15 protein-coding genes and 14 pseudogenes are annotated in these 24,892 nt (G+C 53.8%); 11 read left to right on the top strand and 18 right to left on the bottom strand.

Features of this window, described 5'->3' with window-relative positions; genetic code table 11:
• The first annotated feature begins 602 nt into the window (after window positions 1–602).
• Window positions 603–1,567 (top strand): annotated as a pseudogene (locus GRS80_RS03305) (IS4 family transposase).
• A 26-nt stretch (window positions 1,568–1,593) separates the two neighbouring features.
• On the opposite strand, the pseudogene GRS80_RS03310 reads toward GRS80_RS03305, so the two are convergent.
• A pseudogene (locus GRS80_RS03310) lies at window positions 1,594–1,935 on the bottom strand (ISH3 family transposase); the annotation flags it as partial.
• Window positions 1,936–1,975: 40 nt separating this feature from the next.
• Window positions 1,976–2,800: an IS5 family transposase gene (locus GRS80_RS03315; RefSeq protein WP_160046328.1), complete on the bottom strand. Its 825-nt coding sequence runs from the start codon at window positions 2,798–2,800 to the stop codon at window positions 1,976–1,978.
• 71 nt (window positions 2,801–2,871) lie between these two features.
• Here GRS80_RS03315 and GRS80_RS03320 point away from each other — a divergent pair.
• A pseudogene (locus tag GRS80_RS03320) lies at window positions 2,872–3,248 on the top strand (transposase); the annotation flags it as partial.
• A gap of 215 nt (window positions 3,249–3,463) precedes the next feature.
• A pseudogene (locus GRS80_RS03325) lies at window positions 3,464–3,637 on the top strand (integrase core domain-containing protein); the annotation flags it as partial.
• 198 nt (window positions 3,638–3,835) lie between these two features.
• On the opposite strand, the gene GRS80_RS03330 reads toward GRS80_RS03325, so the two are convergent.
• Genes GRS80_RS03330 through GRS80_RS03340 form a run of 3 tightly spaced genes read right to left on the bottom strand, consistent with a single transcriptional unit; the run spans window position 3,836 to window position 6,075 of the window.
• A complete protein-coding gene (locus tag GRS80_RS03330) occupies window positions 3,836–5,203 on the bottom strand; it encodes an extracellular solute-binding protein (protein WP_160046329.1) in 1,368 nt (455 codons plus the stop codon).
• Window positions 5,204–5,254: 51 nt separating this feature from the next.
• On the bottom strand, window positions 5,255–5,719 hold the full coding sequence (locus GRS80_RS03335) for a transposase (protein ID WP_235019626.1): 465 nt from the start codon (window positions 5,717–5,719) through the stop codon (window positions 5,255–5,257).
• The gene (locus GRS80_RS03340) at window positions 5,695–6,075 is read right to left on the bottom strand and encodes a hypothetical protein (RefSeq protein WP_160046330.1); all 381 of its coding nucleotides are present in this window, start codon (window positions 6,073–6,075) and stop codon (window positions 5,695–5,697) included. Before GRS80_RS03340 ends, GRS80_RS03335 begins: the two co-directional genes overlap by 25 nt.
• A 47-nt stretch (window positions 6,076–6,122) precedes the next feature.
• Between GRS80_RS03340 and GRS80_RS03345 the strand changes: the two are divergent.
• A pseudogene (locus GRS80_RS03345) lies at window positions 6,123–6,320 on the top strand (ISH3 family transposase); the annotation flags it as partial.
• A gap of 174 nt (window positions 6,321–6,494) precedes the next feature.
• Here the strand turns inward: GRS80_RS03345 and GRS80_RS03350 are convergent.
• Window positions 6,495–7,660 (bottom strand): annotated as a pseudogene (locus GRS80_RS03350) (ISH3 family transposase).
• A 309-nt stretch (window positions 7,661–7,969) separates the two neighbouring features.
• On the opposite strand from GRS80_RS03350, the gene GRS80_RS03355 reads away from it, so the two are divergent.
• The 3 genes and pseudogenes from GRS80_RS03355 to GRS80_RS03365 all read left to right on the top strand — a co-directional run bounded on the left by GRS80_RS03355 (window position 7,970) and on the right by GRS80_RS03365 (window position 11,085).
• Entirely contained in the window at window positions 7,970–8,968 is a 999-nt protein-coding gene (locus GRS80_RS03355; RefSeq protein WP_160046331.1) for an IS110 family transposase, read from the top strand.
• A gap of 207 nt (window positions 8,969–9,175) precedes the next feature.
• A pseudogene (locus GRS80_RS03360) lies at window positions 9,176–9,427 on the top strand (ISH3 family transposase); the annotation flags it as partial.
• A gap of 506 nt (window positions 9,428–9,933) precedes the next feature.
• Window positions 9,934–11,085 (top strand): ABC transporter ATP-binding protein, encoded by a 1,152-nt coding sequence (locus tag GRS80_RS03365; protein WP_160046332.1) that lies wholly within the window; start codon window positions 9,934–9,936, stop codon window positions 11,083–11,085.
• Between the two features lie 72 nt (window positions 11,086–11,157).
• Here the strand turns inward: GRS80_RS03365 and GRS80_RS03370 are convergent, their stop codons facing one another.
• A complete protein-coding gene (locus GRS80_RS03370; RefSeq protein WP_160046333.1) occupies window positions 11,158–11,976 on the bottom strand; it encodes an IS5 family transposase in 819 nt (272 codons plus the stop codon).
• Window positions 11,977–13,302: 1,326 nt separating this feature from the next.
• Here GRS80_RS03370 and GRS80_RS03375 point away from each other — a divergent pair.
• Window positions 13,303–14,064 (top strand): IclR family transcriptional regulator, encoded by a 762-nt coding sequence (locus tag GRS80_RS03375; RefSeq protein WP_160046334.1) that lies wholly within the window; start codon window positions 13,303–13,305, stop codon window positions 14,062–14,064.
• A gap of 230 nt (window positions 14,065–14,294) precedes the next feature.
• Here GRS80_RS03375 and GRS80_RS03380 read toward each other — a convergent pair whose 3' ends face one another.
• Entirely contained in the window at window positions 14,295–15,119 is an 825-nt protein-coding gene (locus GRS80_RS03380; RefSeq protein ID WP_160046335.1) for an IS5 family transposase, read from the bottom strand.
• Between the two features lie 60 nt (window positions 15,120–15,179).
• Window positions 15,180–15,814, bottom strand: a pseudogene (locus GRS80_RS03385) (IS6 family transposase).
• Window positions 15,815–16,092: 278 nt separating this feature from the next.
• Here GRS80_RS03385 and GRS80_RS03390 point away from each other — a divergent pair.
• Window positions 16,093–16,433 (top strand): annotated as a pseudogene (locus tag GRS80_RS03390) (IS4 family transposase); the annotation flags it as partial.
• 86 nt (window positions 16,434–16,519) lie between these two features.
• On the opposite strand, the pseudogene GRS80_RS03395 reads toward GRS80_RS03390, so the two are convergent.
• The 4 genes and pseudogenes from GRS80_RS03395 to GRS80_RS03410 all read right to left on the bottom strand — a co-directional run.
• Window positions 16,520–17,628: pseudogene (locus tag GRS80_RS03395) on the bottom strand (ISH3 family transposase); the annotation flags it as partial.
• Between the two features lie 451 nt (window positions 17,629–18,079).
• On the bottom strand, window positions 18,080–18,496 hold the full coding sequence (locus tag GRS80_RS03400; RefSeq protein WP_160046336.1) for a carboxypeptidase-like regulatory domain-containing protein: 417 nt from the start codon (window positions 18,494–18,496) through the stop codon (window positions 18,080–18,082).
• Window positions 18,493–19,362: a carbohydrate ABC transporter permease gene (locus tag GRS80_RS03405; protein ID WP_160046337.1), complete on the bottom strand. Its 870-nt coding sequence runs from the start codon at window positions 19,360–19,362 to the stop codon at window positions 18,493–18,495. Before GRS80_RS03405 ends, GRS80_RS03400 begins: the two co-directional genes overlap by 4 nt.
• Window positions 19,359–20,318 (bottom strand): sugar ABC transporter permease, encoded by a 960-nt coding sequence (locus tag GRS80_RS03410; protein ID WP_160046338.1) that lies wholly within the window; start codon window positions 20,316–20,318, stop codon window positions 19,359–19,361. Before GRS80_RS03410 ends, GRS80_RS03405 begins: the two co-directional genes overlap by 4 nt.
• A 155-nt stretch (window positions 20,319–20,473) precedes the next feature.
• Between GRS80_RS03410 and GRS80_RS03415 the strand changes: the two are divergent.
• A pseudogene (locus GRS80_RS03415) lies at window positions 20,474–20,668 on the top strand (ISH3 family transposase); the annotation flags it as partial.
• A 199-nt stretch (window positions 20,669–20,867) separates the two neighbouring features.
• On the opposite strand, the gene GRS80_RS03420 reads toward GRS80_RS03415, so the two are convergent.
• The 4 genes and pseudogenes from GRS80_RS03420 to GRS80_RS03430 form a co-directional block, all read right to left on the bottom strand.
• On the bottom strand, window positions 20,868–21,170 hold the full coding sequence (locus GRS80_RS03420; protein ID WP_160046339.1) for a transposase: 303 nt from the start codon (window positions 21,168–21,170) through the stop codon (window positions 20,868–20,870).
• A 127-nt stretch (window positions 21,171–21,297) separates the two neighbouring features.
• Complete coding sequence (locus GRS80_RS03425; RefSeq protein WP_160046340.1) at window positions 21,298–21,864, bottom strand: IS630 family transposase; 567 nt, start codon at window positions 21,862–21,864, stop codon at window positions 21,298–21,300.
• 47 nt (window positions 21,865–21,911) lie between these two features.
• Window positions 21,912–22,198 (bottom strand): annotated as a pseudogene (locus GRS80_RS20565) (IS701 family transposase); the annotation flags it as partial.
• A 273-nt stretch (window positions 22,199–22,471) separates the two neighbouring features.
• Window positions 22,472–23,285: pseudogene (locus GRS80_RS03430) on the bottom strand (IS5 family transposase).
• A 188-nt stretch (window positions 23,286–23,473) separates the two neighbouring features.
• Between GRS80_RS03430 and GRS80_RS03435 the strand changes: the two are divergent.
• Window positions 23,474–23,668 (top strand): annotated as a pseudogene (locus tag GRS80_RS03435) (IS4 family transposase); the annotation flags it as partial.
• A gap of 29 nt (window positions 23,669–23,697) precedes the next feature.
• Here GRS80_RS03435 and GRS80_RS03440 read toward each other — a convergent pair.
• Entirely contained in the window at window positions 23,698–24,666 is a 969-nt protein-coding gene (locus tag GRS80_RS03440) for a C-terminal binding protein (protein ID WP_160046341.1), read from the bottom strand.
• Window positions 24,667–24,892: the final 226 nt, after the last annotated feature.

Consider the following 24,892-nt stretch of genomic DNA (forward strand, 5'->3'; position numbering starts at 1 on the left):
CCCTACGAAGAACTTCGCCGAGTCGTCAACAACAATGAGATGATCTCACGGGCTCACGCTGTGCCGGCTGTCGAGACTTCGGGGTAAACTCATACCAACTGTGAATGGATTACAATCGTGAATGTCTACATGCCTCGGTGACTGACTCGGGCTGGGAGTGATCAGCGCAACAGGTGACCCCCTCGAACGACAACAAATCGATGCTCAAGCGAAATTGCGGCTGAACGGGTATTTGGACGGGGTCAGAACATATGCAGACCACTCACAGCCCGAGTCAGTACGCTCCTCAGTGCTGGCAAGACTGGAAGAACAACGGCCCAATAGACACTTCAACAGTTGTTGTACTCTCTATACAGTACTGAGCATGGCTTCACGGAGTCGGAACAGGGTAGAAGTTCCAACCTTCACGGCTTTCCTGATTGAATCAGCAACTACTGTCCAGCCCTGGGTGATTTAGGTCTTGATCTTGCTGCTCCACTTGATGACTGGGACGATGTACGCGAAGTTGTGTGCCTGGAGCATACGTGTTCGGTTAAGCGGAGAAATCGAGAGACGATGCTCTGTTGACGAAGTTATCGTTGTAGACCGCGTGGGGAGTGGTTGTGATACCCGAACTCTCCCCAACCCTGATTCGACGGCGACTGACTTTCCATTTTCCAGCAGAATTTATCGAAGATATCGCGCGCGAGCGCGATGTCGTCCAGCGCGAACGGAGTATCGACATCACGATGCTCGTCTGGACGCTGATCATGGGCTTCACCGTCGACGGCGAAGCCCGTACCATCGCCGGGTTTCAGCGAGCTTACTCCGCAGCGACGAACCAGACTGTTGCTCGCTCCAGCTTTTACGATCGGTTCACACCAGCACTTGCTGCCATGCTGAGCGACCTCCTCGAGCACGCTCTCGAGGAGGTCGCGGTTCCTCACACAATCGCTCCGCAGTTCGAGCTGTTCCGGGGGTGCTTATGGCCGATGCAACCATTTTCGGGTTGCATCGGCTTCTTGATGAGTTTTCGGCGACTCATTCAGACCAGTCCGGCACAAAGCTGCATCTGGTCCAGAACGCGACAATACAGACAATCGAACAGTTCAAGCTGACCGACGAATGCACTCACGAGAGCAGCCAGCTCCGCATCGGGGGCTAGCTGCGAGGCCGGCTGTTACTGTTCGATCTCGGCTTTTACAGCTTCCGCCGGTTTGCGTTGGTCAACGAGAACAATGGCTTCTTTGTGACGCGGCTGAAGTCGAATGCAAACCCGCTAATCGTCGGGGAGCGGCGGAAATGGCGCGGGTGCGCCATTTCCTTGACGGAGCGTCGCCTTCGTAACGGTTTGGACGATCTCACGCGAGAGATCATCGACGCAACCGTGGAGATTGAGTCGGTGTTTCCGCGGGAACGCTGGGCAAGGACCTTCCGGTCACTCGGCCAGCTGGTCCTTGAAGAGTTGGCCCAGTCGCTCGGGCATCCACCACCGAACCTGTCGGAGTTGATATTTCGTGACGCCCGTCAACCAGAGAAATCACGGCTCTTACTCAGCGAACGAGTGGCTGAAGCCTTCATGAGGTGATCCAGTCCTTAACCGAATACCAATGGTGCCTGGAGCAACGTGAGACATTTGTCGTCGGAGAAGCCGCTGTCGAGATAGGTAGCTTTGACGTAGAATTCGTAGTTTTCGAGGAGTCCAAGGAACTCAGCGAGAACGTCGCTGGCGGTGTCGCCGTCGGTGAGACGGCGCACCGCCAAGGTGTAGCGCTATCGCTTGTTGTTCACGCGTGCGTAGAGCGTGGCGTAGGCGTGGAACGCTATCGTTCCTGCTTTGGCCTCGCTGTAGTAGAGGCCGTCTGTCTCGTCTTCGTCACCGTAGTGGGGCCGCAGGTGGAGGTCTGCGACGACCTCCACCTTCTGGGGGAGTGTTTCGAGGACGTCTTGCTGGAGAAACGGGCCGTGGTGAATCGCCATACGGCGTTAGATTTGCCTAGCTCACAGCATACTTGATGTTGTAGACGGTACACATCAGCACAATTTCACGGAACTCACGGTACCAGGGTCGCGCACGCACGGTGTGGCCAAGCGTACGCTTGATCACCGAGAAGACGGTCTCAGATAACGCTCTCTGGCCGTAGAGACTCCCATCGATCCGCGCGTTATGCGCGTGATCGATGGGACGGAACTCACGATGTTTGATTAGGGGTCTCACGCCATTTTCCCGCAGCTTATCGCGTAATTGCTGCCAATCATAACCTTTGTCGGCGGAGAAGCTGTGCAACTCGCCCGCGTTGCGGCGGACGAGTTGCCAGCCGAGTTGAGTATCGTGACGTTTCTCGGTTGTACAGTGAACGTCGAGAACAGCTTGTGACTCTGTGTCGACGAGAGCGGTCGTTTTGAGTGTCTGAACACGGTAATTCGTACGACGGCAGTAGTGTTTGCTCGCGTTTTCACGATCGAAAAACGTCGCGTCCATCGCTGCATGACCAGATGGCTCGTGCAGCTGCGCCGACAGGCGCAGCAGCACTCGCCAGACTGCCATCTTGATCCTATCAAATGCCTTCACTAGCGTCGAGTGATCCGGGAGATCAGCCGCGTCAAGGCTTATCTTGGCGAGTATTTGTGGCATCTCGCTCAAGAGATCGAGCGCTTCGCGGTAGGGTTTCTCCAGATAAATCCGGAGACAATGCAGCGAAACAACCGCGTAGCCGGCGAATCCGCCGCCACCTTGTGGGGCGGCGGATTCGCCTCGGCCACCAACAGCACTTTTAGCCAACGTCACCACTTGTCCAGTGAAGCGGGAAATTTTGGACATAGACTATCCGCCGTTTCCCGCTTTAACTCCCTAGTTCTGACGGATTAAGTCGCCGCTGTTCAGCGATTCACCAGAGCCGCGACGACCTGATTAAACTCGCCGAGACCGGCGAAACGTTTCGCCAAATCCTGTTCGAGGACGTGGATGGAGAGGAAACAGCGATCTGACGACGCTATCTCCGGAGGAGTATGATCCTGTGGACGTGATGGGCATCTACACGCTTCGGACACTGATCGAGATTCTGTTTCGTGAACTAAAGCAGTATACGAATATCGAGAACTTTCACTCACAATCGGTGAACGGCGTCTTATTCGAGTTGTTCTGTACGTTGATTGGCTACGTGCTGGTTGAATGGTTCCGGCACTGCCACCCGCTACGGGGTGGCGTGCCGGAAGCGGTCCGTCTGATCCGAACTCGGTGGAATCAGTCGCGTCGGGCCTACGGATGAGCCACTCGAAGGCACAGTGAGAGCGCCGCCGCAGGAGCGGCGGCACTCTCCCCAGGAAAGGACTAAATATCATTACACCTGAGTCTGGACTCTCCCAACTGGTCGAGGACGTCTTCGTCTGATTCGTACTCCGTCGACCAGTTCGTGATCTGATGGGGCTGCTGTCTTCCTCGTGGTTTCTCGCTCGGTAGTCTTATCAAGTCGAAATAGGACAGGTCGAAAAATGGTTTCAGACGGTCTCAATGCGGATTGACCGCTTTCACTCGTTCTGGCGGGGCAGTCCGGCCAGCGCACGTCGCTGGCTCCGACGGTTCAGACACCACTACAACCACGATCGGCCGAATCAAGCGCTCAATGGCCGAACGCCAGCCGAGGAGGTTCTCAACTAGACAGTGCCCAGCAAGAGGACTTCTCAACTAACGGCTTTGTGAAGTACTGAGTATAGCTATGACGTCACCAACAATCGCCTACCCATGAGCGTACCCCTAAATTCCCGTGGATAGTGTCACTGTGATCGTCGTCGAATACTCGCTCGTACGACCGGAACCTGACGAACACTGCCGCTTGCGGAGGAATTCGTCGGTCAGCTACCGTTGGAGGATCTGGTTGATATTCTCTTCTATATCGTCCAATCCCTCTTGGGGGTCGACGTTTCCGAGTCCGATATCTCCAATACCGCTCACCAAGATATCCCAGATTTCCGCGATGTTCTCGTTGTAAATCACTTGACGGGTATCGCCTGTTATCGAATCGAACAGTTCGTAGGCTTCCGCGACGTTTGGCGCTTGGTCAAGGAACTCGTCGTCGGTTCGGACGGCCTCGACAGCTTCCTCGTGACCGACCAAAACGGAGGTCTCGCGCAGGAATTCTTCCATGTACTCTTGTCTCGTCGCCACAGTACAGAGGTCGAAAGCTGCCTGCTGGACTTCTTGGGGCCTGTCAAGGTCCCAGACCCCGAGCGGATTCCGGCCGAGGTGGCTGCCGTAGTTCTCGTTTTCCATCACCGGTCCGACGGTTAATGTTTCACCGGTCACCCAGTCTTCACCGAAGTTTTCGATCCGCCGGATCGACGAGACGTTCTGCATGGACATTCCAACAGTCCCCGCGCCGAACTGCTGGGCAGGCTCGTCGGCGAACCCGGACCAGGCGACTTCCGGGATTATTCCTTCGTCGGTGAGATCTTGGAGACGCATGAGGATTTCGCTGGCCCGGTCGGTATTTAACGCCGCCTCGGTTTGGTCGTCGTTGAGCAACTCTACGCCCTCGCTATAGAGCATATTATACCATTCCTGCCCGGATTGACGGAACATAAATCCGAACTCGGCGCTGGAGTTCTCGTAGAGTTCGACTGCTGTATCGAGAAGCTCATCCAATGTAAAGCGATTATCGATGGACGGCGGTTCTAAATCTGCCTCCTCGAAAAGTTCGTTATTGGAATAAATGACTGGGAACGTGATGTAGTAGGGAATACTGCGGATTTCCCCGTCGATTCTCAGGTCCTCTATGATACCGTCGAAGAACCGGTCGGTTAATTCGTCGTAGCCATCGAACTGCTCGTGGTCGGCGAAAACCCTTTCTTCTTTGTTATAGTTCTGGAAAATTCTGGAATAAAATTGGACTACATGTGGTGCGTCGTCGTCACGGGTTTTACTTTCGAGGTAACTGATAATTTCCTCTGCTTCGGGACCACGGTCGCTCCACTCTGTCCCCCCCAGATCATACTGGTCTCCGAACTCTTCCTCGAAATCCTCAAGGATGTTTGTGTACATCTCGTCGAGGAACGGGAGATTCGCGGTGAACAACTCGACAGAGTCGAGGCCATCACCGCCACCGTTACCGTTACCGTTACCGCCGAGGCAGCCTGCGACCAAACTCGCCCCACCGATGCTGCCCATCGTTCCTAGTACTTTGCGCCGTGACTGACCAATCTTTAGAGAATTGTTACCTCCTCTCATGAATCAACACATAGATCCCATATATATAAATATTTCCTTCATGCTGAGTGATCAGCGCAACCTCTGAACATCTGGAAGGAACGTCTCGATCCAACCACTAGCGAAACTCAGCCGATGGCTCAAGCGGAGAAATGTCTCGGTGAGGAACGCTCTGAAATGATCTCGGTCCGCGAAGATCTCCGGCGAGATCTCGCGCATCAGGTCTTTCCCCAGCGGTTCGATGGCGTTCAACGTCGGCGAATACGGTGGGACAAATACGAACTCAATGCCGAGTTCGCTGGCCCGTTGTTGGGTGAGCTTCGCGTGATGGGTGCCGTAGTTGTCGGCCGCGAGCAGAATCCGGTTGAGCGGATTCTGCTCGCGAATCTCTTCAAATGCTTCACCGATTGTCTCCTTGACTAACTTCTCTTTGAACGTGATCACGCTCTGGCCAGTCAGCGCGTAGAAGCCAACCGACCGCCAGGGAAACGTTACCAGCGGTTTCTCGATCGTCACCGTCCGATCAAACGACCACATTCGCTGAGAGTTGTCGAACGGTTGTGGCCACGCTTCATCGAAAAAAACCCGAACATGACCGGTTCATCCTTCGTTTCCTCTGTCTTTTCAGGGTCGTTCTCGCCGAGCGCCTGGTCGAGGCGTTCGGCGAGGGCCTCCTCTGCGTCGTCGGGACGGCGCGGATCCATCGGCCGCGGTTTGGCGTAATTCATCCCAGCTTCTCGGAGTTTGCGGCTTAGATGTTGGTAAAGGTTCTTGATGAAACACAGCCGCCGGACGAGACGGGTCTCGTCCGCCTCTTGTGCCGCTTCAATCGCTTGATTGAGCTCCTTTTCGGACAGATGCCGCACCAACAAACCACGCTGATTGTTGATCATCGAGAAAGATACGCTTCCAAAGGGGTCAACGCTTTCGTAGACCATTCCGCTTCCCGCTCACGGTTTCGGTCTCTTATCAGAATGGTGATCGCGGAAAACACGGTGAAGTCGTGCTGGGGTACGTGGCGTGCGATCTCGGAGATCGCATGCCCACCCAAGTCGAACGGCGCTATCGGAAATGCTCGGCAATAGAGACGAGTTACCGGCTGTTTCGCCAAGCGCGAACAACAACGACGACACAGGATCAGTACCTCACAAGGCATCTTCAGCTGAGCCGGTCTGAAGCCTGATTTCTGTCGTCAGTCACAGTGATTGGATTGGTTTTCCTCGACGATCGGTGAGGAGTTGTCGCTGTCGGCGGCGCTCAGCCGCCGACGCGACAGCGTTGCCACTCGCGGAGAGGCGTGCTCGGTCGGCGCTTATCGGTGGAACCGGCGTCAGGGGACCGATTTGCGGGGACGGCCCAACGCACCGCGAGGGCCGTCCACGCTGCCCGTCGGATCATGTTGATGAACTCCTTGAACGACCAGGACCAGAGGCGACGCCCGCCATGGTGGGGCGTCGCCACATATTCCCAGTGCAGATACCGCCAAACGTTCTGCAACAGGAGACTCACCACGACGAACAACAGCCGTATCACCGGACATTGCGTCGACGTCGTCGCAATACTCTGCTCGGACAGCCGGTAGCTGGCCTCGATACCGAAGCGTTTCGCGTAGTGGTATCGAGCGTCACGTGGCGTGTCGATGAACGGCGCGTCAGCGGCGTAGCCGCGACGCGCCACGCCATGTTCGTCGTAGCGCCCGTTTTGGTAGGTACAGTCGATGTAGACGGGAAACTCGACGGCCCAGCTGTGACCGTCGAGTGTCGCCGTCAGGTCGTGCTGGATCGCTCGACTCCAGCCTTCGGAGAGCTCCTGCTTGATCGTCTTTCCCCAGCGGACGATCGGCATCACATAGGCGTGATTGTGTGCCTGAAGCAACGTGAGACACTTGCTGTCGTAGAACTCCCGGTCGAGATAGACGGCCTTGACGTCGAAGTCGAGGCCGTCGAGAAGACCGAGAAACTCGGCGAGGACGCTGCTGGCAGTGTCGCCGTCTTCGAGACGGCGCACTGCCAGCGTGAAGCGTTTGTTCGTGACACGCGCGTAGAGTGTGGCATAGGCGTGGAAAGCGGTGGTTCCACGCTTTGCTTGCGAGTGATAGAGGCCGTCTGTCTCCTCCTCGTCACTGTAGTAGGGCCGCAGGTGGATGTCTGCGCAGACCTCCACCTGCTCGGGAAGCACGTCGAGAACGTCCTTCTGAAGCACCGTGTTGCCGATTCGTTCGACCGACTCCAGGTCGAACTTCTCTCGGAGATGGTAGAGAACCGTGTTATGGTGCGGTGAGTCGTCACTCTTCTCGCAGAGTGTCGAGACCGAGGTTCCGTCGGCGCACGCGCCGACGAGGATCTCGTGAATGTCCTCAGACGTCGTTTCGGCGTTCGGTGCGAAGTCAAGTTCAGCTACCTCGTCAATCGTGTTAACGAGGAAGTTAAGAACCAGGTCTTCGTGGATCGAACCGTCTGCTTGCAGGGTATTAGACACACCTTCAGCAAGCAAACATTCTTCCTAGTTTCTTACTATTTAGCGGGAGCTCTCACAAACCGCTCGGCATCGTCAAGTTGCTTTGTGACTCGATGGAAACGCTGCTACTCCATAAGAGCGTGAACCAAGTATGGGGCGCAGGAGACCGCTCAGTACTCCGTGCCATAGAGCACGTGTTTGTGACTGGTCCGTGTGCGAAGGAAGCCGAGTCATGGGCGTGACAGCCCGGATGCCGCGGTGCGCGGCATCCGGGAAAGCCCGAATAGGTGAATTTCTGCTTCACGCACTGGCGTCCCGGGTGAACAGACCATGTACCTCGGAATAGATGTTCACAAGCGGTACGCACAGGTGGCAGTAATGGATGAGGCTGGCGAGATCGTTGAAGAGGTTCGCGTCGAGAACACGAACCTCGACGACCTCGCTCAGCGATACGCTGGAGCCGAAGCCGCGATTGAGACGACCAGCAATTACTACCACATCCACGATACGCTGTCAGAGCATTTGGATGTGACTGTTGCTCACCCGAAAGAGCTGAACCAGATCGCAGACACTGACAAGAAAACCGATCGTGTTGATGCCAAAGAGTTGGCACGGATGATTCGGTTGAATTCAGTGCCGGAAAGCTATGTTCCGACCGATGAGATCAGGGAAGCCCGCGCACTCGTGCGCGGGCGACAGAAGTTGGTTGAAAATCGGACAGAGTACGCCAACAAGATTCACGGGTTGCTGTCCGACCACGGAATCACTGAGGACGTGAAGCCGTTGAGTGTGGAGGGACGAGAGTTCCTGCGTGAACTCTCGCTTCCGGCACCATGGGACATACTGCTGGAGTCGTATCTTAACGTGATCGAGACGCTTACAGATGAGATTGAACACGTTGAAACGACGATTGAAGAACACGCTGGGTCTCTGAAGGAGACCCAGCTGCTCATGACGATTCCTGGTGTGAGCTACTATTCGGCACTGACGTTTTATGCAGAGTTAGGCGAGATTGATCGATTTGACGGACACAAGGAAGTCGTGAGCTACGTCGGATTAAACCCAGTAATCCGCGAGTCGGGCGACTCGCGGATTGAGGGGTGCATCTCGAAACGTGGATCAGGTCGGATGCGGTGGATTCTTGTCCAGTCTGCATACGTCGCGGTACACACCTGTAATGACGAGTATCTGAGTCGATTCTACAATCGGATAGCAAGCCGGAAGAATTCGAAGAAAGCGATTGTTGCAACAGCTCGAAAGTTGCTGGTATCAATCTACTATATGCTTGATCGGGGAGAAGTGTACAATCCGCCAGGCGTGAGTACGTAGGAAAAGACTGATCTGAGGGCCGCCTAATTCGGCGGCCCTCAGTGGCTGGCCGGGACCAGCGTTAGCGACTGCTCAACTCAGACAGCAATCGCACCGCAAGACAAGATTCCGACCGCGTATCGGCTGTGAAGGCGGCAGACCTCGACTTTGGTACACCTATTTATCGTCAGGGGTGGTTTGTTCCGTCAGCAGCGTTTCCATAGGTGAAGTACTGAGGATCCAATCGTCCGGTTTGCGTTCGTAATCGTTAGCTTCCTGCTGGAGAACCTGTGGCTCGTGCTACGGTGGGCGGCCGTCGCCCGCCCGCAGCGGGGCGGGCGCGACCTGCCCAAACAGTTCACGTTCAAGACGTTCTGTGACTGGATTCGCCACGAGCTGGAAGCAGAGTTAGCCCGGCGGTGGGAGATCGAGATGAACGGTGTGGGAATGCCCGACGCATACGCCTCGGCCGCGGGCTGACCAGCCAGCCCGCGGCCTCGGGCCAGCGATTCGTCAGCAGCAGCACTCGTCATGCACAGTTGAAAGAACTGTTCTCGTCGCAGTCTCCGCTTCTCTTAGCCCGCCGCCTCAATTCACTCAGCTACCGCCCTGAGATTGAACGGGTCACGACAACTCAACTCGGCTTCGGAATCCTCGATTGGGAAGCACCGACTATCCTCGGCGTGCTCTTCGAGGAACTCGGAGGAAAAGAGAGTAGTGAGCCGACGCATAATCCGAGATGAGGAGGCTTCGTTGTGCACACTCGCCCCTCCTCATTCCTCTCGAAAAGATGCCTCAATAAGTCGCCGCTATCACGTGGTTCTCCGCTTAGCTAAAGACGGATGAGGGGATTGGTATCCACCGATGCGGACGGCACGAACTCAACGGGTTTAGTCGATCCCCTACAGGGATTTGCTCCGAAACACCTATCCAGTTTAGAATTTCCACCGATGATTTTATACTACTCCCTCGTAGATGATCATCGTATGGGCGAATTAACATTGGACGGCGTGGCCAAGCGGTTTGATGCCCCTGAAGAAGATGGAGCTGTCGTCGCTGTCGACGATCTGAACATTGAGGTCAGAGATGGGGAGTTTCTAGTCCTCGTTGGCCCCTCAGGATGCGGGAAATCAACGACACTTCGATGTATTTCGGGATTAGAAGTCCCGACAGACGGGAACATCCTCCTCAACGGCACGGACATCACAAACGAAAAGCCAAGCGATCGAGACATGGCGATGGTCTTTCAGAATTACGCCCTCTATCCGCACATGACTGCTCACGAAAACATCGCCTTCGGCTTGCGGATGTCGACTGACTTTTCTGATGAAAAAACAGACCGAATCGTCGAAGAAACGGCTGAGATGATGGGAATAGCGGATCAACTTGAGGACAGACCGGCCGAACTTTCCGGTGGTCAGCAACAACGAGTAGCGCTTGGTCGCGCCATCGTCAGAGAACCCGAAGTCTTCCTGATGGACGAACCGCTCTCGAACCTCGACGCAAAGTTGCGAACAACTATGCGTACAGAACTCCAGAGCCTCCAGCAGGAACTCGGGACCACTACGATATACGTCACCCACGATCAGACAGAAGCGATGACGATGGCCGACCGGATCGCCATTCTCAACAACGGGGTCCTCCAGCAAATTGGAACGCCTCTGGAGTGTTACCACAGACCCAACAACCAGTTCGTTGCCGGCTTCATCGGGACCCCGAGCATGAACTTCATCCCCGTAACACACGAGGATGGAGTTCTACAGCACGATCTGTTCGAGTACAACCTCAGCAACGATGTCTCGCTAGAACTGTTGACAGAAGTGGACAGCTTAGTTATGGGAATCCGTCCAGAGGACGTCCAGATCGCGTCTGGTAGCGAGAGGAACACGGTCCAACTTACCATTGAAGTCACCGAGCCGATGGGGGACCAAACTCATTTGTACCTCGAACTAGGGAACGAAGAACTGACAGCCACCGTTGACGGACTGAAGACAGTCCAGTCCGGAGAAACCATCCAGCTAGCACTCCCGGAAGAACGAATCCACCTCTTCGATAGAACGACCGGAGAGGCACTAAAAAACAGCGACATCGTCGACGAAGCGAAACTCGAGTTGGGTGCCTTCGCGTCCGGCGCCTGAACCCCTAGCATAAAGGGAAGAGGAAGTTTCGGAGTCGGACGGCTTCATTGAATCCGCAGAGGGCGACGGATTTCATTGTTTGACGGCTTGTTCAACGTTGTAGACTGCGGCGGCGAGCGTAATCTCGCGGAACTGGCGAAACCAAGCCCGCGCTCGGACGGCGGAGCCGTATGAGCGCTTGGTCACCGAGTTCACGGTCTCACAGACTGAGCGTTGATTGTAGAGGTTGTCCTCGATCCGTGCGTTGTGCGCGTGATCGTACGGTGCAAAGACGCGGTGCTTGATCAGCGGTCTTACGCCTTCAGCACGGAGTTCTTCGCGGAAGCTCATGCCGTCATAGCCTTTGTCAGCGGCGAGTGTGAGCAGGTCGCCGGCGTTCCGCCGGGCGACCCGCGGGCCGATCTTCGCATCGTGTTTCTTCGAGGTTGTCGAATGGATGTCGGTGATGTACAGCGTTTCGACATCCACGAGCGCAGTGACTTTTAGCGCTCGAACGCGGTAGTGTGTCCGGTTGGCATAGTGGCGGCTAGGCTGATCTCGGTCGAAGCCGGTCGAATCGATAGCGGCGTGGCCGGTGCGTTTCTCGGCTGAGGCGCCGAGAAACGCACGCCATGTCTTGGTTGGAATCCGTTCAAACCACGCATGGAGCACCGTGTAGTGAGGGAGTCGGGTAAGGCCGATTTCTTCGAGAACGGCGGGCATATCGGAGAGCAAATCCACCGTGATGCGGTAGGATTTGTCCAGTTCGATGCGGAGTGCATGCAGCGTGAGCATCGCCCACTCGGCGAACCCGCCACCCCCTTCGGGGTCGGCGGGTTCATCTGGGTTATCGACAACTGATTTAGCGTTAGCCACCGTAACACGGGTGAGGAGACGGATTTCGGATGTCAAACCAATCGGTCTCTTCGCTTTCTACGGCAATAACGCAGTCGTAGCCATCGCGTCTAGCGAAACTACAGAGCCTCCAAAACCAAGATTCTGTTCGGTATCCTTGAAAAACGTCTCCACGCGCCATCTCATTAAGTTGGACGCGATGAGATGGCTCGCTGGCGAATCGATTTTGTTCGTGACGAAGTACTTCACGCTAACTTTTTGTCCTCGTTGTTGGATTTTTCTTTGTGATTAGTAGTTTCATACCATCGAGACAACTTCAATCGCGTTTCTACGTCCAGATTTGATTGGTTTTGCCGTCGATCCTGCGGGGAACTGTTTCGATGTGCAGGCCGTCCGCATCAACACGGACCGCTCATCCCCGCACGTGAATCGCGTGTCACTTTTGTCGGTTGAAACCCACTCTTGCCGTTGGTTTTGAGGTGTGTAATCATTTCTAGAAACAGTAATATATTATTCAGTGAATAATATTATAGATAATTAGAATATTTGACTCGCCCAATTATTGTTCATGATTAAGAAACACGTACAGATCCTGAATAGAATACACGGGCCTTATTTAAACGCGACCGAGATCGGCGCTAACGCTTCGTTCTCAAAGTATGAAATCGTACTGTGAGGTGCTTACCACCGGATTCTGTTCAGTCGCAATGACTCCTGACCCGCTCATCCGGGAGCGTTTAAACAAGGCTGAATACACGTGGAGAGGGTACAGAACTGTTCTCATAGTGTGACAGGAGTGGTGCAGAATTCCTCTCACACCTTGTACTGCCAGATTTTTCTTTTTCTGCGTGGCTGGATTCCAAGCCGACCGAGAGTTGAATTAGGCTCGGATATCCGGACTCATTATACTGACTCTGCTAATCGAGTTCCGGCGAGTGAGTCCATGAAACCGTTCTGCCCCACCGCCTAACCACTGTCTGATTGCCTCGTTCGACTGATCGATGAATGGTTCGATCTTTAGTACGAGAGGGCAGATGGTACAGAAACGTCGCGATGACACGCCGCTCGTCGGCGTGTCCTCACGGGAAAATACTTCCTGCTGGCGTGTCTTTTCGACTATGCGGTCGAGCATTGCTGAAGCACCAACTCAACTTACCTTGGCCGCTTCCTTCATGTTAAGGTTGACTTCTTAACATGCGAAACTAAGTGTATATATATATATATATATAACCCCAGTCACATACGCCCATGGCCAGTATTTACATTTGTATACTTGTAAACTATTGGTCGGAATCGAAAGCCGTTCTCCAATCATGAACAATATATGACTTCATTCACGGTCAGAGAAAAGTATATGTGTCCGCAGGGAATGAGATCTACAAAATGAAAGGTCCCAAATATCCAGTTTCTGCAACAAACACATCGATTGATATTATAGAAACTTTAGAAGAGCAGGGTGGGCTAGGAATTACCGAGCTCTCAGAATGCCAGGGGATTGCAAAAAGTACAGTACATAAACATTTATCCACACTAGAATCTCGTGGTTATGTAGTTAAAAAAAAGAAGAGATATCATTTGTCCTATCGGTTCTTGGAGATCGGAGGAAATTTTCGAGCACAGCATGGAATTTACAATGCAGTAAAAAGTGAAGCGGACAAGCTGGTCTCGAACATTGGTCATACAGTTGGTGTAGGTGTTGAAGAATCTGGCCATCGCATTATTATTTATCGGTCAGAGGGTGACGGGGCGTTGAATACACAAGATCCGGTCGGAAGTCGCACACTCATGCACTGGACTGCAACTGGAAAAGTATTACTTTCAGGTATGAACAAGTTTGAACAGAAAGAGATATTAAATGAACATGGCACACCACGCGCTACGAATAAAACATTGGTGAATATAGAGGAAATCATGACCCATCTTAAAAAGATCCAGAATCAGGGATATGCTATTGAAGATGAAGAAAGAAAAAGAGGAATGCGATGTATTGCAGTACCAGTTAATGATAGTGACAATAATGTGGTAGCAGCAATTGGTATTGCTATGCCATCTAAAGAATTGGATAAGTGGAAAGCAGCCAAAATTATAAAGTTATTAAATAAATATTCTAATAGAATTTCAATAAGACATGAATATCATGTTTAAGTTCAAATTCGGAATTGGCTCAGAGAACGCCATTTAACGTCGCTTGTGATGAAATTTGTGAGAAAGAGCGCACACCACCCGTCTTTACCTATGAAAATTCTGCTGTCTGACCAAACCACCGACGAGCCACTGTCTAGTTGAGCACCTCCTCTGCTGGTGTTCGGCCATTGAGCGCTTGATTCGGTCGATCGTGGTTATAGTTGCCGTGTTGAATAGATGCTGAGTCCCGGTTAGAGTGGTTCACAGAGTGGTTCTATGTTCGAGATAGCGAACATCAGGACAATTTCACGGAACTGCCGATACCAACCGAGCGCTCGCACGGCGTCGCCGAGCGAGCGCTTCGTTGTCGAATACGAAGTTTCAGCCATCCAGCGCTGAGAGTAGCCTTTTGCCCGGATGAGAGCGTTATGCCCTAGCGTCAATGGTCTCGATCCACGCTGTAAGATGAGTGGCTCGACGCCGAGTACGTAGAACTCGTACTTCGCGATCCAGTTGTGGAAGGCTTTGTCAGCTGCCACGGAAAGCAGGTCGTCCGCGTTCCGGCGGACGACCTGCGGCCCAGTCTTTGTATCGTATTTCCACCGGGCCGAGATATGTACGTCAAGGACGGCAAGAGACTCTCTATCGGTTAGCGTTGTCACTTTCAACGTCTGCACGTTACTGCCTGACCGCTGGCGGTAGTACGACGAGGCCGAGCGACGGTCAACGAACGTGCTGTCAAGTGCTGCGTGGCCAGACTGCGGGTGTTGCTGCGCTGAAACGCGCAGCAACGCCCGCCACACCCACATCTCCAGCCGATCGAACGATTTGTAGATCGTGCTGTAGTTTGGGAGATCGTCTCGATCTAAGCCGAGTACGTCACGAATTTCGGCCATGTACTTCAGCCGATTCGGCGTTTCTCGGTAGCTGTGGTCTTCTTCGAGCCGAAGACAGTGCAGTACGACGTGCTTCCAGCGGGCGAACCCGCCGCTGGCGGGCTCGCCCGCGTGCTTCCCCAACGCTTGTTTAGCTAGGTCACGACACTGCTCAACGAAGTCGAGGAGATCGATCTCCATGGACAGAGTCGAATTCCTCGACTTCACCCTTCTAATCCGTGATATCAGCCGATTAGATCGCTATTCAACACAGCAGTTATAGTGGTGTCTGAAGCGTCTGAGCCAGCGGCGTGCACTGGCTGGATTGCCCCGCCAGTAGCTGTGAAAGCGGTCAATCCGCATTGAAACCGTCTGAAACCACTTTTCGACGTGGTTTCGGTCGCTGTAGTTGAGGTGACCGCTCAATTTTCGACGAGCGAGGGCAGTCAAGTAGCCGCCAGCATCGACGAGAAACTCTGTCTCGTCAAGGTTGTGGTTCTCCTGTAATCGGTGGAGAAATGCCGCCGCGGGGTCAGTCCCGCGGCGGCTGTAAACGTCGATTTCAAGCAGCAGTTTCGATTCTGTGTCGATCGCAGCGTACAACCACTTCTTCTCGCCGTCAACCACGATCTGTTTCTCGTCTACGGCGACCTGCGACAGCTCCGCCGTCGGCGGGTTTCTTGGGTTTCCGATAGCGTATGCGTCCAATCTCAAATCGCCTGATGACACCGATCGACGCCGAGACACTCCAAAACGGCTTCGACTTCTCGAAGCGACAATCCCATCGAATGGAGCCGTACTCCGAACACCCGAACGGGTGTCGGGGAACGTTCGTTCTCCCAAACCTCATCACAATCTACGTCCAAGGTTTCTCTGAGCAGGTCGGCGAGTTTCATGAGCACTTCTCGCCACCACCTGCTCATTCCTCAAACCCTCATCTAGACAGTGCCACCGATGACATAGTATTTTCGCGCTATCGGCTGAGTAGGCCAGAGAACGAGCATATTGCCTGGAGGCGACCCAGTCCTATTTTTGGCTAACGGCAGGCGGAAGACTTCTTTTGCGGTAGCTGTAGCTGTGCAGTCTGCGGCCCGGCCATTGAGCGCCGCCGCCCGGCGGCACTCAGAGGGGCTTCAAAGCAGGATTTTCATAGAGTCATTGTATGACACCCTCGTTCCGTGAGTTGAAGACGCAGTACGGACTGGATGAGTTCAACACGACGAAGAAGCACGTCGTTGAAATTCTGCTGTACGCGGCGTTGCTGTCACTACTGGTAAGTCGTGATTTGCTTGATCTGGTTACCGAACAGGCGGACGGTGAGATCGTGTTTCCGCCGGAACGCTGGGCGGCGACCTTCCGGTCGCACGCCAAGCTCATCCCCACCAACTCGGTGAGTACCTCGGCTACTCGCCACCGCCGCTGTTAGAGCGACTGATCGAAGAGGCACGGAAGATCCACCAACAACCGGTACTTCCCAACCGCAGCTCGGTGATTCGTCCTGAGAGCCACGGTTGACGCAATAACCGCTGAGACGAAGACAAAACCACCAGCCACGAGAACTCCCACCAGAAAGAGACAGAGAACGACCGGAGATCCTGCCACTACTGACGGGTGCTGTAGCTCCCCATCCGCGGATCCGAGGCCGCGGGCTGGGCCGATGCGTACGACGCGGGCACGCCCATGCCGTTCATCTCATGCTCCCAGCACCGCTCCAACTCCTCTTCCAGGATGTGCCTGATCCAGTTGCAAAACACCCTGAACGTGAACTCTTCGGGAAGGTTGCGCCCGCCCCGCCGGGGCCGGCGACGACCGCCCACCGCAACACCAATCACAGGTTCTCCAGCAAGAATCTCACGAGGATGAACGCAAAACGGATGATCGGATCCTGTGTCGTCGTGGTTGCTCGTGTCTGACGAAACACCCGGTAGCTGGTTTCAATGGCTGACCGCATGCGGTAGGGCTGATCGACTCGTTTGGGCGTGCGATCGGCCAGATCGCACGCCACGTACCCCCGGACGACCTGACCGTGTTTGCCTCGGTTACCGACGTGATAGGAGACGCAGACCGCGAGCGGGAACTGGAAGTCCCGCTCGCGGTCTTTGTACAGCCGATAGGTCGTCGTGTACGACTCGTGGGTGTCGAGTTTGTCCTTGAGGCGCTCGTCCTTTTTCTGGACGGGAACGACGGTCGCGGGAGATCGCCGCGACGGTCGAAGGATGCGCTCGTTGTAAAAAACCCCGATTCGCCAGCAGGAGTTCGATCTCGAAGGGATAGGCCGCGACGCGGTCGAGGACACGCTCGACCGCGTCGGCTTCCGCTTCGTCGCTGCGGACATATGTAATCGCCAAGGTGCCCGGCTTGCCGTTGGAAACGACGTATGCAGTACAGTAGCGGTGGCAGGTGGTCGTACCGTCTTTAGCACCCATGCGACAAAGTTCGCCTTCGTCAGTTTCGTGGGTGCCGTGGTAGGGGTTATCGACGAAATCGATGGAGACGATCCTCGACCGGTCGGGGTCGAGAATCGTCATCGCCAGGCGCATAAACAGGAGGTTGGCAGCGAACTCCAACCAGCCACGGTTGAGGGTATTCAGCCACGACATCACGGTATCGTCACAGGGGCAGCGTCGTGCTCGTTGCAAGTTTCCCAGATGGAGGTCTGGTTGACTGCTGCAAGGATGACGACAGCCCAGATCTCGCCGGGATCGAGGGGCGGAGTGGTCTGCATATGTTCTGACCCCGTCCAAATACCCGTTCAGCCGCAATTTCGCTTGAGCATCGATTTGCTGTCGTTCGAGGGGGTCACCTGTTGCGCTGATCACTCAGCCCTCGATCCCTGCCAGCGAGAACTGGCCGAACACGTCCTCCGCTACACCTGTGACATCCGACGCCGAAAGAACATCGTCTGGTTGGGAGAGTTTGATCACATCACCTCAACCAAACATCTTCCTCATCAACCCGATGCTTTAGCTCCGGCTCTCACACCGGTTGGGAAGTACCGACAACTGATCTTACAAGAGACGCTTGCTACCGCTACACAACCGAGGTGTGAGTCTTAGCTAAAGACGAATGCCGTGGTAATTACCGAATAGGGTCTTGGTGTGAGTCTATCGCCGTGACATTCAAATGTACGATCGATAATTGACCTGGAAAGGAACTTCGACCTAGTCGATTGTCGTGTCGAGTTCGATTTGAAGTTCGGTGTTCTGACCACGGAACAGGAGGTGATGTTCCTTGGTATGCTTCTCTTCGGCGTTGATTAATACCGTTATTCTGAATTCGAGGATGTCCTCTCTAGTAAACTCGAACTCGCCTTGAGCATTGGTCGTGGTCGACTCGGAGTCTGTTACTCCAGATAGCGGAATCACGTCCATTTGGATGGTAGCGTCCTCAATAGGGTCCCCGTTCTGATCGACAACGGTTCCTGAAATCTGGCCGTCGTTGTTCTGGGCGACGTATGCCTGAGCGCCTGCGGACAACACCAGAACAATGACGATAGTATAGGTGAGCTTATTGAACAGCAGTTTCTTGTGGGGCTCTGACTGTCTGATGAGTTGACGGAACTCTTCTTTTTTTATCATTGTTTTAGGCTCGAGGTAACAACGCTCTTGATGAATTGGTTCTGTAGCAGTACGAATACCACGATTATCGGAATCAGCACGATTATCGCGAACGCGTATTGGAGAGCGAAGTCCCCCGCGAGGTCGGACTGAAACTCGGCAAGACCCAGCGGGAGTGGCGTCCGACTGGCGTCCCGAACGACCACGAGCGGCCAGAGGTAGTTATTCCAGGTCCAGACAAACGCCAAGATGGACACTGTGGCCAACGCTGGCTTCGAGAGGGGCCAGTAGAGCCCGAAGAGGATATAGAGGTCCGACGCACCATCCATCTTGGCTGACTCTCGTATCGATTCCGGGATCGACGAGAAGGCGTTATAGAGAATTAGAGTGTTTAAAATGCTTACAACAAACGCGATCGCCAATCCCGGGTACGTATTGATCAACCCAAGATTGCCCGTGATTAGTGCTTGAGGCATAAAGATGGTCTGGAACGGGATCAGCATGGCGAGGATGATGAACAGCCATGCGAACTTCTTCCCGTAAAAGTCATACGTCATCGTGTAGGCTGTTATTGAGCAAATCACAAGTTGGAGAACCACCACGGAGACGGACAAGATGATGCTTACTTCTAGATAAGTTTGGATGGGAACCGACTCGATAACCCGAACAAAGTTCGCGAGGGAGACGTCCGTCACGATTAGATCCGGCGTATCCGTGTACAAGGCCTTTGTTGGCCATCGAACCGCGACCATCAGCAGCCAATAGAACGGGAACAGGTAAATAAGCGCTAAGAACCCCGTGACGAAAAACAAGCCTGTTTTCTTCAACACGTTCTTCTTGTCCCAGTTCGCTGCCTTGAGTTTGTTCGAAAGGTTGCTTCCGTTCATGTGTATTGGCTAGTCTGGATCTTTCGGCCGATAATCGTCAGCCCAATCGTTAGTACGATCATCACATTGCTCAACACCGCACCGTATCCAAACTCACTGAACCGGAACGATTGTACGTAGATCCACGTCAACAAGTGATGTGTACGGTTGCCGGGCCCTCCCCCAGTCAGTACCATGATGAGGGCAAACAGCGAGAAGGTCAGCGGGATTCCCACAAGGAAACAGATCCCAAGCGTCGGTTTCAGGAGCGGGAGGGTGAGGTACCGGAACCGATCGACCGGTCCTGCAGAATCGATCTTTGCAACCTCGTAGATCTGCTGTGGAATGGTTTGTAGTCCGGCCAGAATGATCACCACGAAGAACCCCGTGGTTTTCCAGACCATCACGATGGAGATCGCTAAGAGCGCCCACCACCGATCTGACAGCCACGAGATTGGATCGCTGATGAGACCCAGTTGAAGGAGGAAGTAGTTGACGACGCCCGCGTTGGTGTTGAACATGAACTGCCAGATGACCGCAACCGCGACCATCATGACTACGTACGGGAGGAAGAATATCGTCCTGAAGAGGTGGTTACCTGGGAATTCGTGATCCAACAGGAGGGCGATCACAAGTCCGAGCCCGATAGAAACCGGAATTGTCAGGAACAACAATAGCGTATTCTCCAGCGCGGTTTCGAAGACATCGTCCTCAAACAAGCGCTGATAGTTATCAAGGGTTCCCGTTACCACTAGTCCGTCGAGGGTCGTGACTTCCCCGAAGGACATCAATGCGTTGTACAAGACCGCGCCGTAAATGTAGACCCCAATCCAGATGATCACTGGGGCGATCAACAGCCACGCGTACAGTGACCGTCGTTGATACCGCGTCAGGTCGTTGTACGCCGCTTTTAGAAACGAAGGCCGGAGATGTTGACTTTTGTCCTTTACTCGTGCCATAATGTGCTCTATAACCATGAGTGGATGTGGATTCTATGCATGTTGTTAGTATTCCGTTCCCCTAGTAATTGCCAACACACTTGACTCTATTTATAACTTTGGCCCGGCAGATCGGTTGGTACAGTATCAGGACCTACAAAGCTCGTTAGTTGAAGGAGTCCGCTTGGCGAGTTGTGTCCAAACAACCAGACCAAGCGGACGATGAAATTCACAAGGACCAGCTTGTTAACTTTCTCGTCAACGTTCTTACCGGCGCATTCTGGCTTGAGATCGGTGAAAACGCCGAGATCAATCCTGAAGAGATCTTCGAGGTCCTCGTCGGCGCTACCGCCGACGGGACCTCGATTTCCTCGCTCTTTGAGAGCAGTCGGTTCTATTGAATCCACAGAGGGCGACGTGGTTCATTGTTTGACGGCTTATTCGCCATTGTAGACTGCGGCTGCGAGAGTGATTTCACGGAACTGTCGGTACCAAGCACGCGCTCGGACGGCGGGAGTGATTAGTTCAATCTCTGAACATCTGGAAAGAACGCCTCGATCCAATCACTAGCGAAACTCAGCCGATGGCTCAGGCGGAGAAATATATCCGTGAGGAACGCTCTGAAGTGGCTTGGTCCGCGAAGATCTCTGGCGAAATCTCGCGTTTCAGGTCTTTCCACAGCGGTTCGATGGCGTTCAGCGTCGGTGAATACGGTGGGATGAAGACGAACTCGATGCCGAGTTCGTCGGCCCGTTGTTGGGTGAGTACCGCGTGATAAGAGCCGTAATTGTCGGCCACGAGCAGAATCCGGCCGGTCGGATTCTGATCGCGAATCTCATCGAGTGCTTCAACGATCGTCTCTTTGACCAACCGCTCTTTGAACGTAATCACGCTCTAGCCAGTCAACGCGTAGAACCCAATCGACCGCCTGGGAAACGTTACCATCGGTTTCTCGATCGTCACCGTCCGATCAAACGACCACATTCGCTGAGAGTTGTCGAACGGTTGTGGCCACGCTTCATCGAAAGAATCCGAACACGACCGGCTCTTTTTCGTCGTCTGGCTCCTCGGGGTCGTCCTCGCCGAGCGCCTGATCCAGGCGCTCGGCGAGAATCTCTTCAGCATCGTCGAGTCGTCGTGGGTCCATCGGTCGCGGCTTGGCGTAGTTCATCCCTGCTTCTCGAAGTTTTCGGCTCAAATGGGCGGGATGATACGTGACGTTGTAGCGGTCTTCGATAAGCGCGTGAATCTGTTTAGGAGTCCATGGCTGATCCTCTTCGAGAATGGTGCAGAGTTCATCCCATTGTTCGGGAGTGAGCTTCGGCGGCCGACCGCCGCCGAAGCGTGGACGCAGCCCCTCAACTCCACCGTCATTCCACGCGTTGGCCCAGCGAAGCGTCGTGGATCGGGAGATCCCGACGCGTCGGCCCGCTTGCTCGCGCGTATCACCGTAGTAAAGGTTCTTGATGAAACACAGCCGTCGGACGAGAACACTCTCACCGTCAGTCTGAGCGTCCACAATCGCTTGATCAACCTCCGACTCCAACAAATGCCGCATCAACAAACCACGTTGAGTGTTCTTCATCAAGACCTAGACGCTTCCAAAGGGGTCAACGCTTTCGCAGACCACTCGACGACGACACCATCACGACTCCACCGCGTTTCGTTGTCGGTCTGGAGCAGTTCCAGGCGTTCTTTGTTGAGGCGGTCTTCATCCCAGTCGTACTCGGTAAGGAACTTGTTGAGGGCTCGTTCGCTTTTTGCCGGTAAGACGTGCGTAGGATGACGTCTTCGGTCTTGTTGCTGGCCGCAATAAGACCGGTGACGTACGTTTTCGCATGATGTTTCTGATGATACGAGAACGCGTCTAATTCGTCGGTCGGGTCTGTGCAGGAGAGAAACGACATAATCGGGAGCATCCGGTCATCTACGAGAGTTGGGCGTCGGACGTAGATAAACGTGCGAACTTGCCGTGTTGAACGGCAGAGGGCGACAATATTGGAATAGTGACATTCAATTTTCCAGCGGTAGCTACACTCTCTCGGCATATTCTCAGATCGGACGATTCAGTAGCAACCGACGTTCTGGTTGCTCAAAGCATCAACTTCATGGGATACTGCGTGAAGTTGTATGTGGACGACGGCGATGCCTCTCCCAGATACGTTCGGAGAAGGGGAGCAGGCGGCGAGCCTCTAACTCGCCGCCTGCGAGAGATTATGTACGATACACTTCCGTGTGAGCTCCCGGAACTGGCCGTGCCAGCTCCGGGAGCGGAGCTCGTCGCCGTCGTCCTTTAACATCCCAAACACCGTCTCACTCATCGACCGCTGGTTGTAGACATTGTCGTTAATTCGGGCGTTGTGGGCCTTCTTGAGTACATTTTTCTCACAGTGTTTGATCACCGGTCGCATCAACGCTGCACGACAGGCTTCTCGGAGGTCTGCCCACGAGTACATCTTGTCAGCCATAAGCGTTTGCAGGTCTCCGGCGTTCCGCCGGAAGACCTGCAACCCAATACGCCCGTCATAGGCTTTCTTCGTCGTGAAATGAGCGTCCATAATTGCAAGCGACTCTGTATCAACTAACAGCGTCGTCTTCAGAGCGTTGAACGAGTAGCCCACACGATTCCGGTAGTGTGGCTGGCCTGATCACGCTGGAAGCCACTTGCGTCAATCGACGCCGTTCCCGATAGCCCCGCCTGCTCCGCCGAAGCGCGGAGCAGGCGGCGCAACTCATGCATCGGAAATTCACCGTCCCATTTGCTAAACGACGTGTAGTCCGGTGATTTCTCGATACCTAGTACGTCAAGGATACTAGGCATCTCGTTGAGATAGTCTTCGAGTTTCCGGGCGGTTTGTCGATCTCCTCTTTGAGCAAGAGAAGCGCGATCTTCGTTGACTTGTCGTACCCGTCGTCGCCGTCGGCGACGGCGGGTACGTCTGGCTCCTCTACGTGGGTCGTGGCGAACTCCTGAAACGTCCGAGCGAGGTTTCTGAGACGTCCCATATCGCCAGACGGCGTCCAAATCCCCTGAAATCCAACGATAAAACCCGCAGAAGGAAGGGCCGTTCAACGGAGCATGCGAACTCAAGTAACGAAGCGGAAGAGGGTCTTCTGCACAAAATACCTCTTCTGCTTCAATTCAATCATTCTGGCGACTTACCCCGACGCTTTCGATGGATTCAATAGAACCGTTTCCTCCAGAACGCTGGGCGGCGACCTTTCGGTCGCACGCCCAGCTCATTCTCCACGAACTCGGAGGGTATCTCGGTTACTCGCCGCCACCGCTGCTCGAACGACTGATCGAAGACGCACAGAAGATCCACCAGCAACGGCCAGTGTTACAAGAGAGGCTCGCTACTGCTACACAACCAAGGTGTGAGTCTTAGCTAAAAACGAATGGAGTATCAACAATCTCCTACGGAAGAGCGACCTCATTTATGATATCCGTGATTTCTTCTCCACGCAGAACTTGGAGAACGTTCTCAGCAACTGTGCGTCGTAACTCTTGGATGGACTCCTCGGAGTACCATGCCGTGTGAGGGGTTACAATAACATCATCGATAGACCTGAGTACGTTGTCTTTCTTGGGCGGCTCATCAGCGAGAACATCTATTGCAGCGCCACGAATATGATCGTCTTGGAGTGCCCCGATCAAATCATCAGTGTTTACAACACCTCCTCGGGAAGTGTTGATGAGGATTGCATCATTACGCATCTGCTTGAACACTTCCTCGTCAAATAGATTTTGCGTACTCTCAATCAGTGGTGTGTGGATTGAGATAACCTCTGCAGTATCGACTAGACTTTCGAAATTGACTTTTTTGACTCCGTAGTCTGCCATTGTATCTTTATCAACATTTGGGTCAGAGGCGACGATACGCAGATTAAACCCATCGAGGCTTTCTGCTACCTTTCGAGGGATTTGGCCAAAGCCAACTAACCCAATTGTTGACTCAGAAAATCGGTGCAGTGGTTGTCCAGCCTTCCAATCCCATTCTCCATCACGAAACTGCCGGTCATAATTGGGAATCTGTCGATAAATGCTCAGTAGCAATGCAATTGTATGTTCAGCTACTTCGTTGATACAGTACTCTGGGACATTGACCACTGCGACTCCATACTCGGTTGCTGTAGAAAGATCTATAGTATCGACCCCAATCCCGTAGCGCCCGATAACTTCCAATTGCTCTAGTTCAGTAAATACTCTCTCCGATATTGTTTGGTACTGATTAAGAAGAGCGACCGAGTTCTTACAATGTCGAATGATTTCTTCTTCGGTCTCTGCCTGTATGTCTCTGACACTATATCCTGCATCTTCCAGTGTATTACGCTCTATCGAAAGGTCCGGGAAATTGTGGTCAGTAACGGCTATCTCATTTGCCATTAGTATCAATTCAGAATAGACGAACAAGAAGTTTATGTAATATTCTAGTTATTTCCCCGGGAGAGGTCCCGGTGCTTCATTTTCGGCGAGCCAAATGATACGTGGCATCCGTCTTTAGTTAAGAGAAGAGCCGCAGTGCAGCAGTAGCCTATCGAGTCTTCTTTTCGAGAGGAATGAGGAGGCAATAGCTGTGTCCAACAGCCCCTCCTCATCTCGGATTATGCGT

This window comes from Natrialba sp. INN-245 (assembly GCF_009807105.1).
In the GTDB taxonomy this organism is placed as follows: Archaea; Halobacteriota; Halobacteria; order Halobacteriales; family Natrialbaceae; genus Natrarchaeobius; species Natrarchaeobius swarupiae.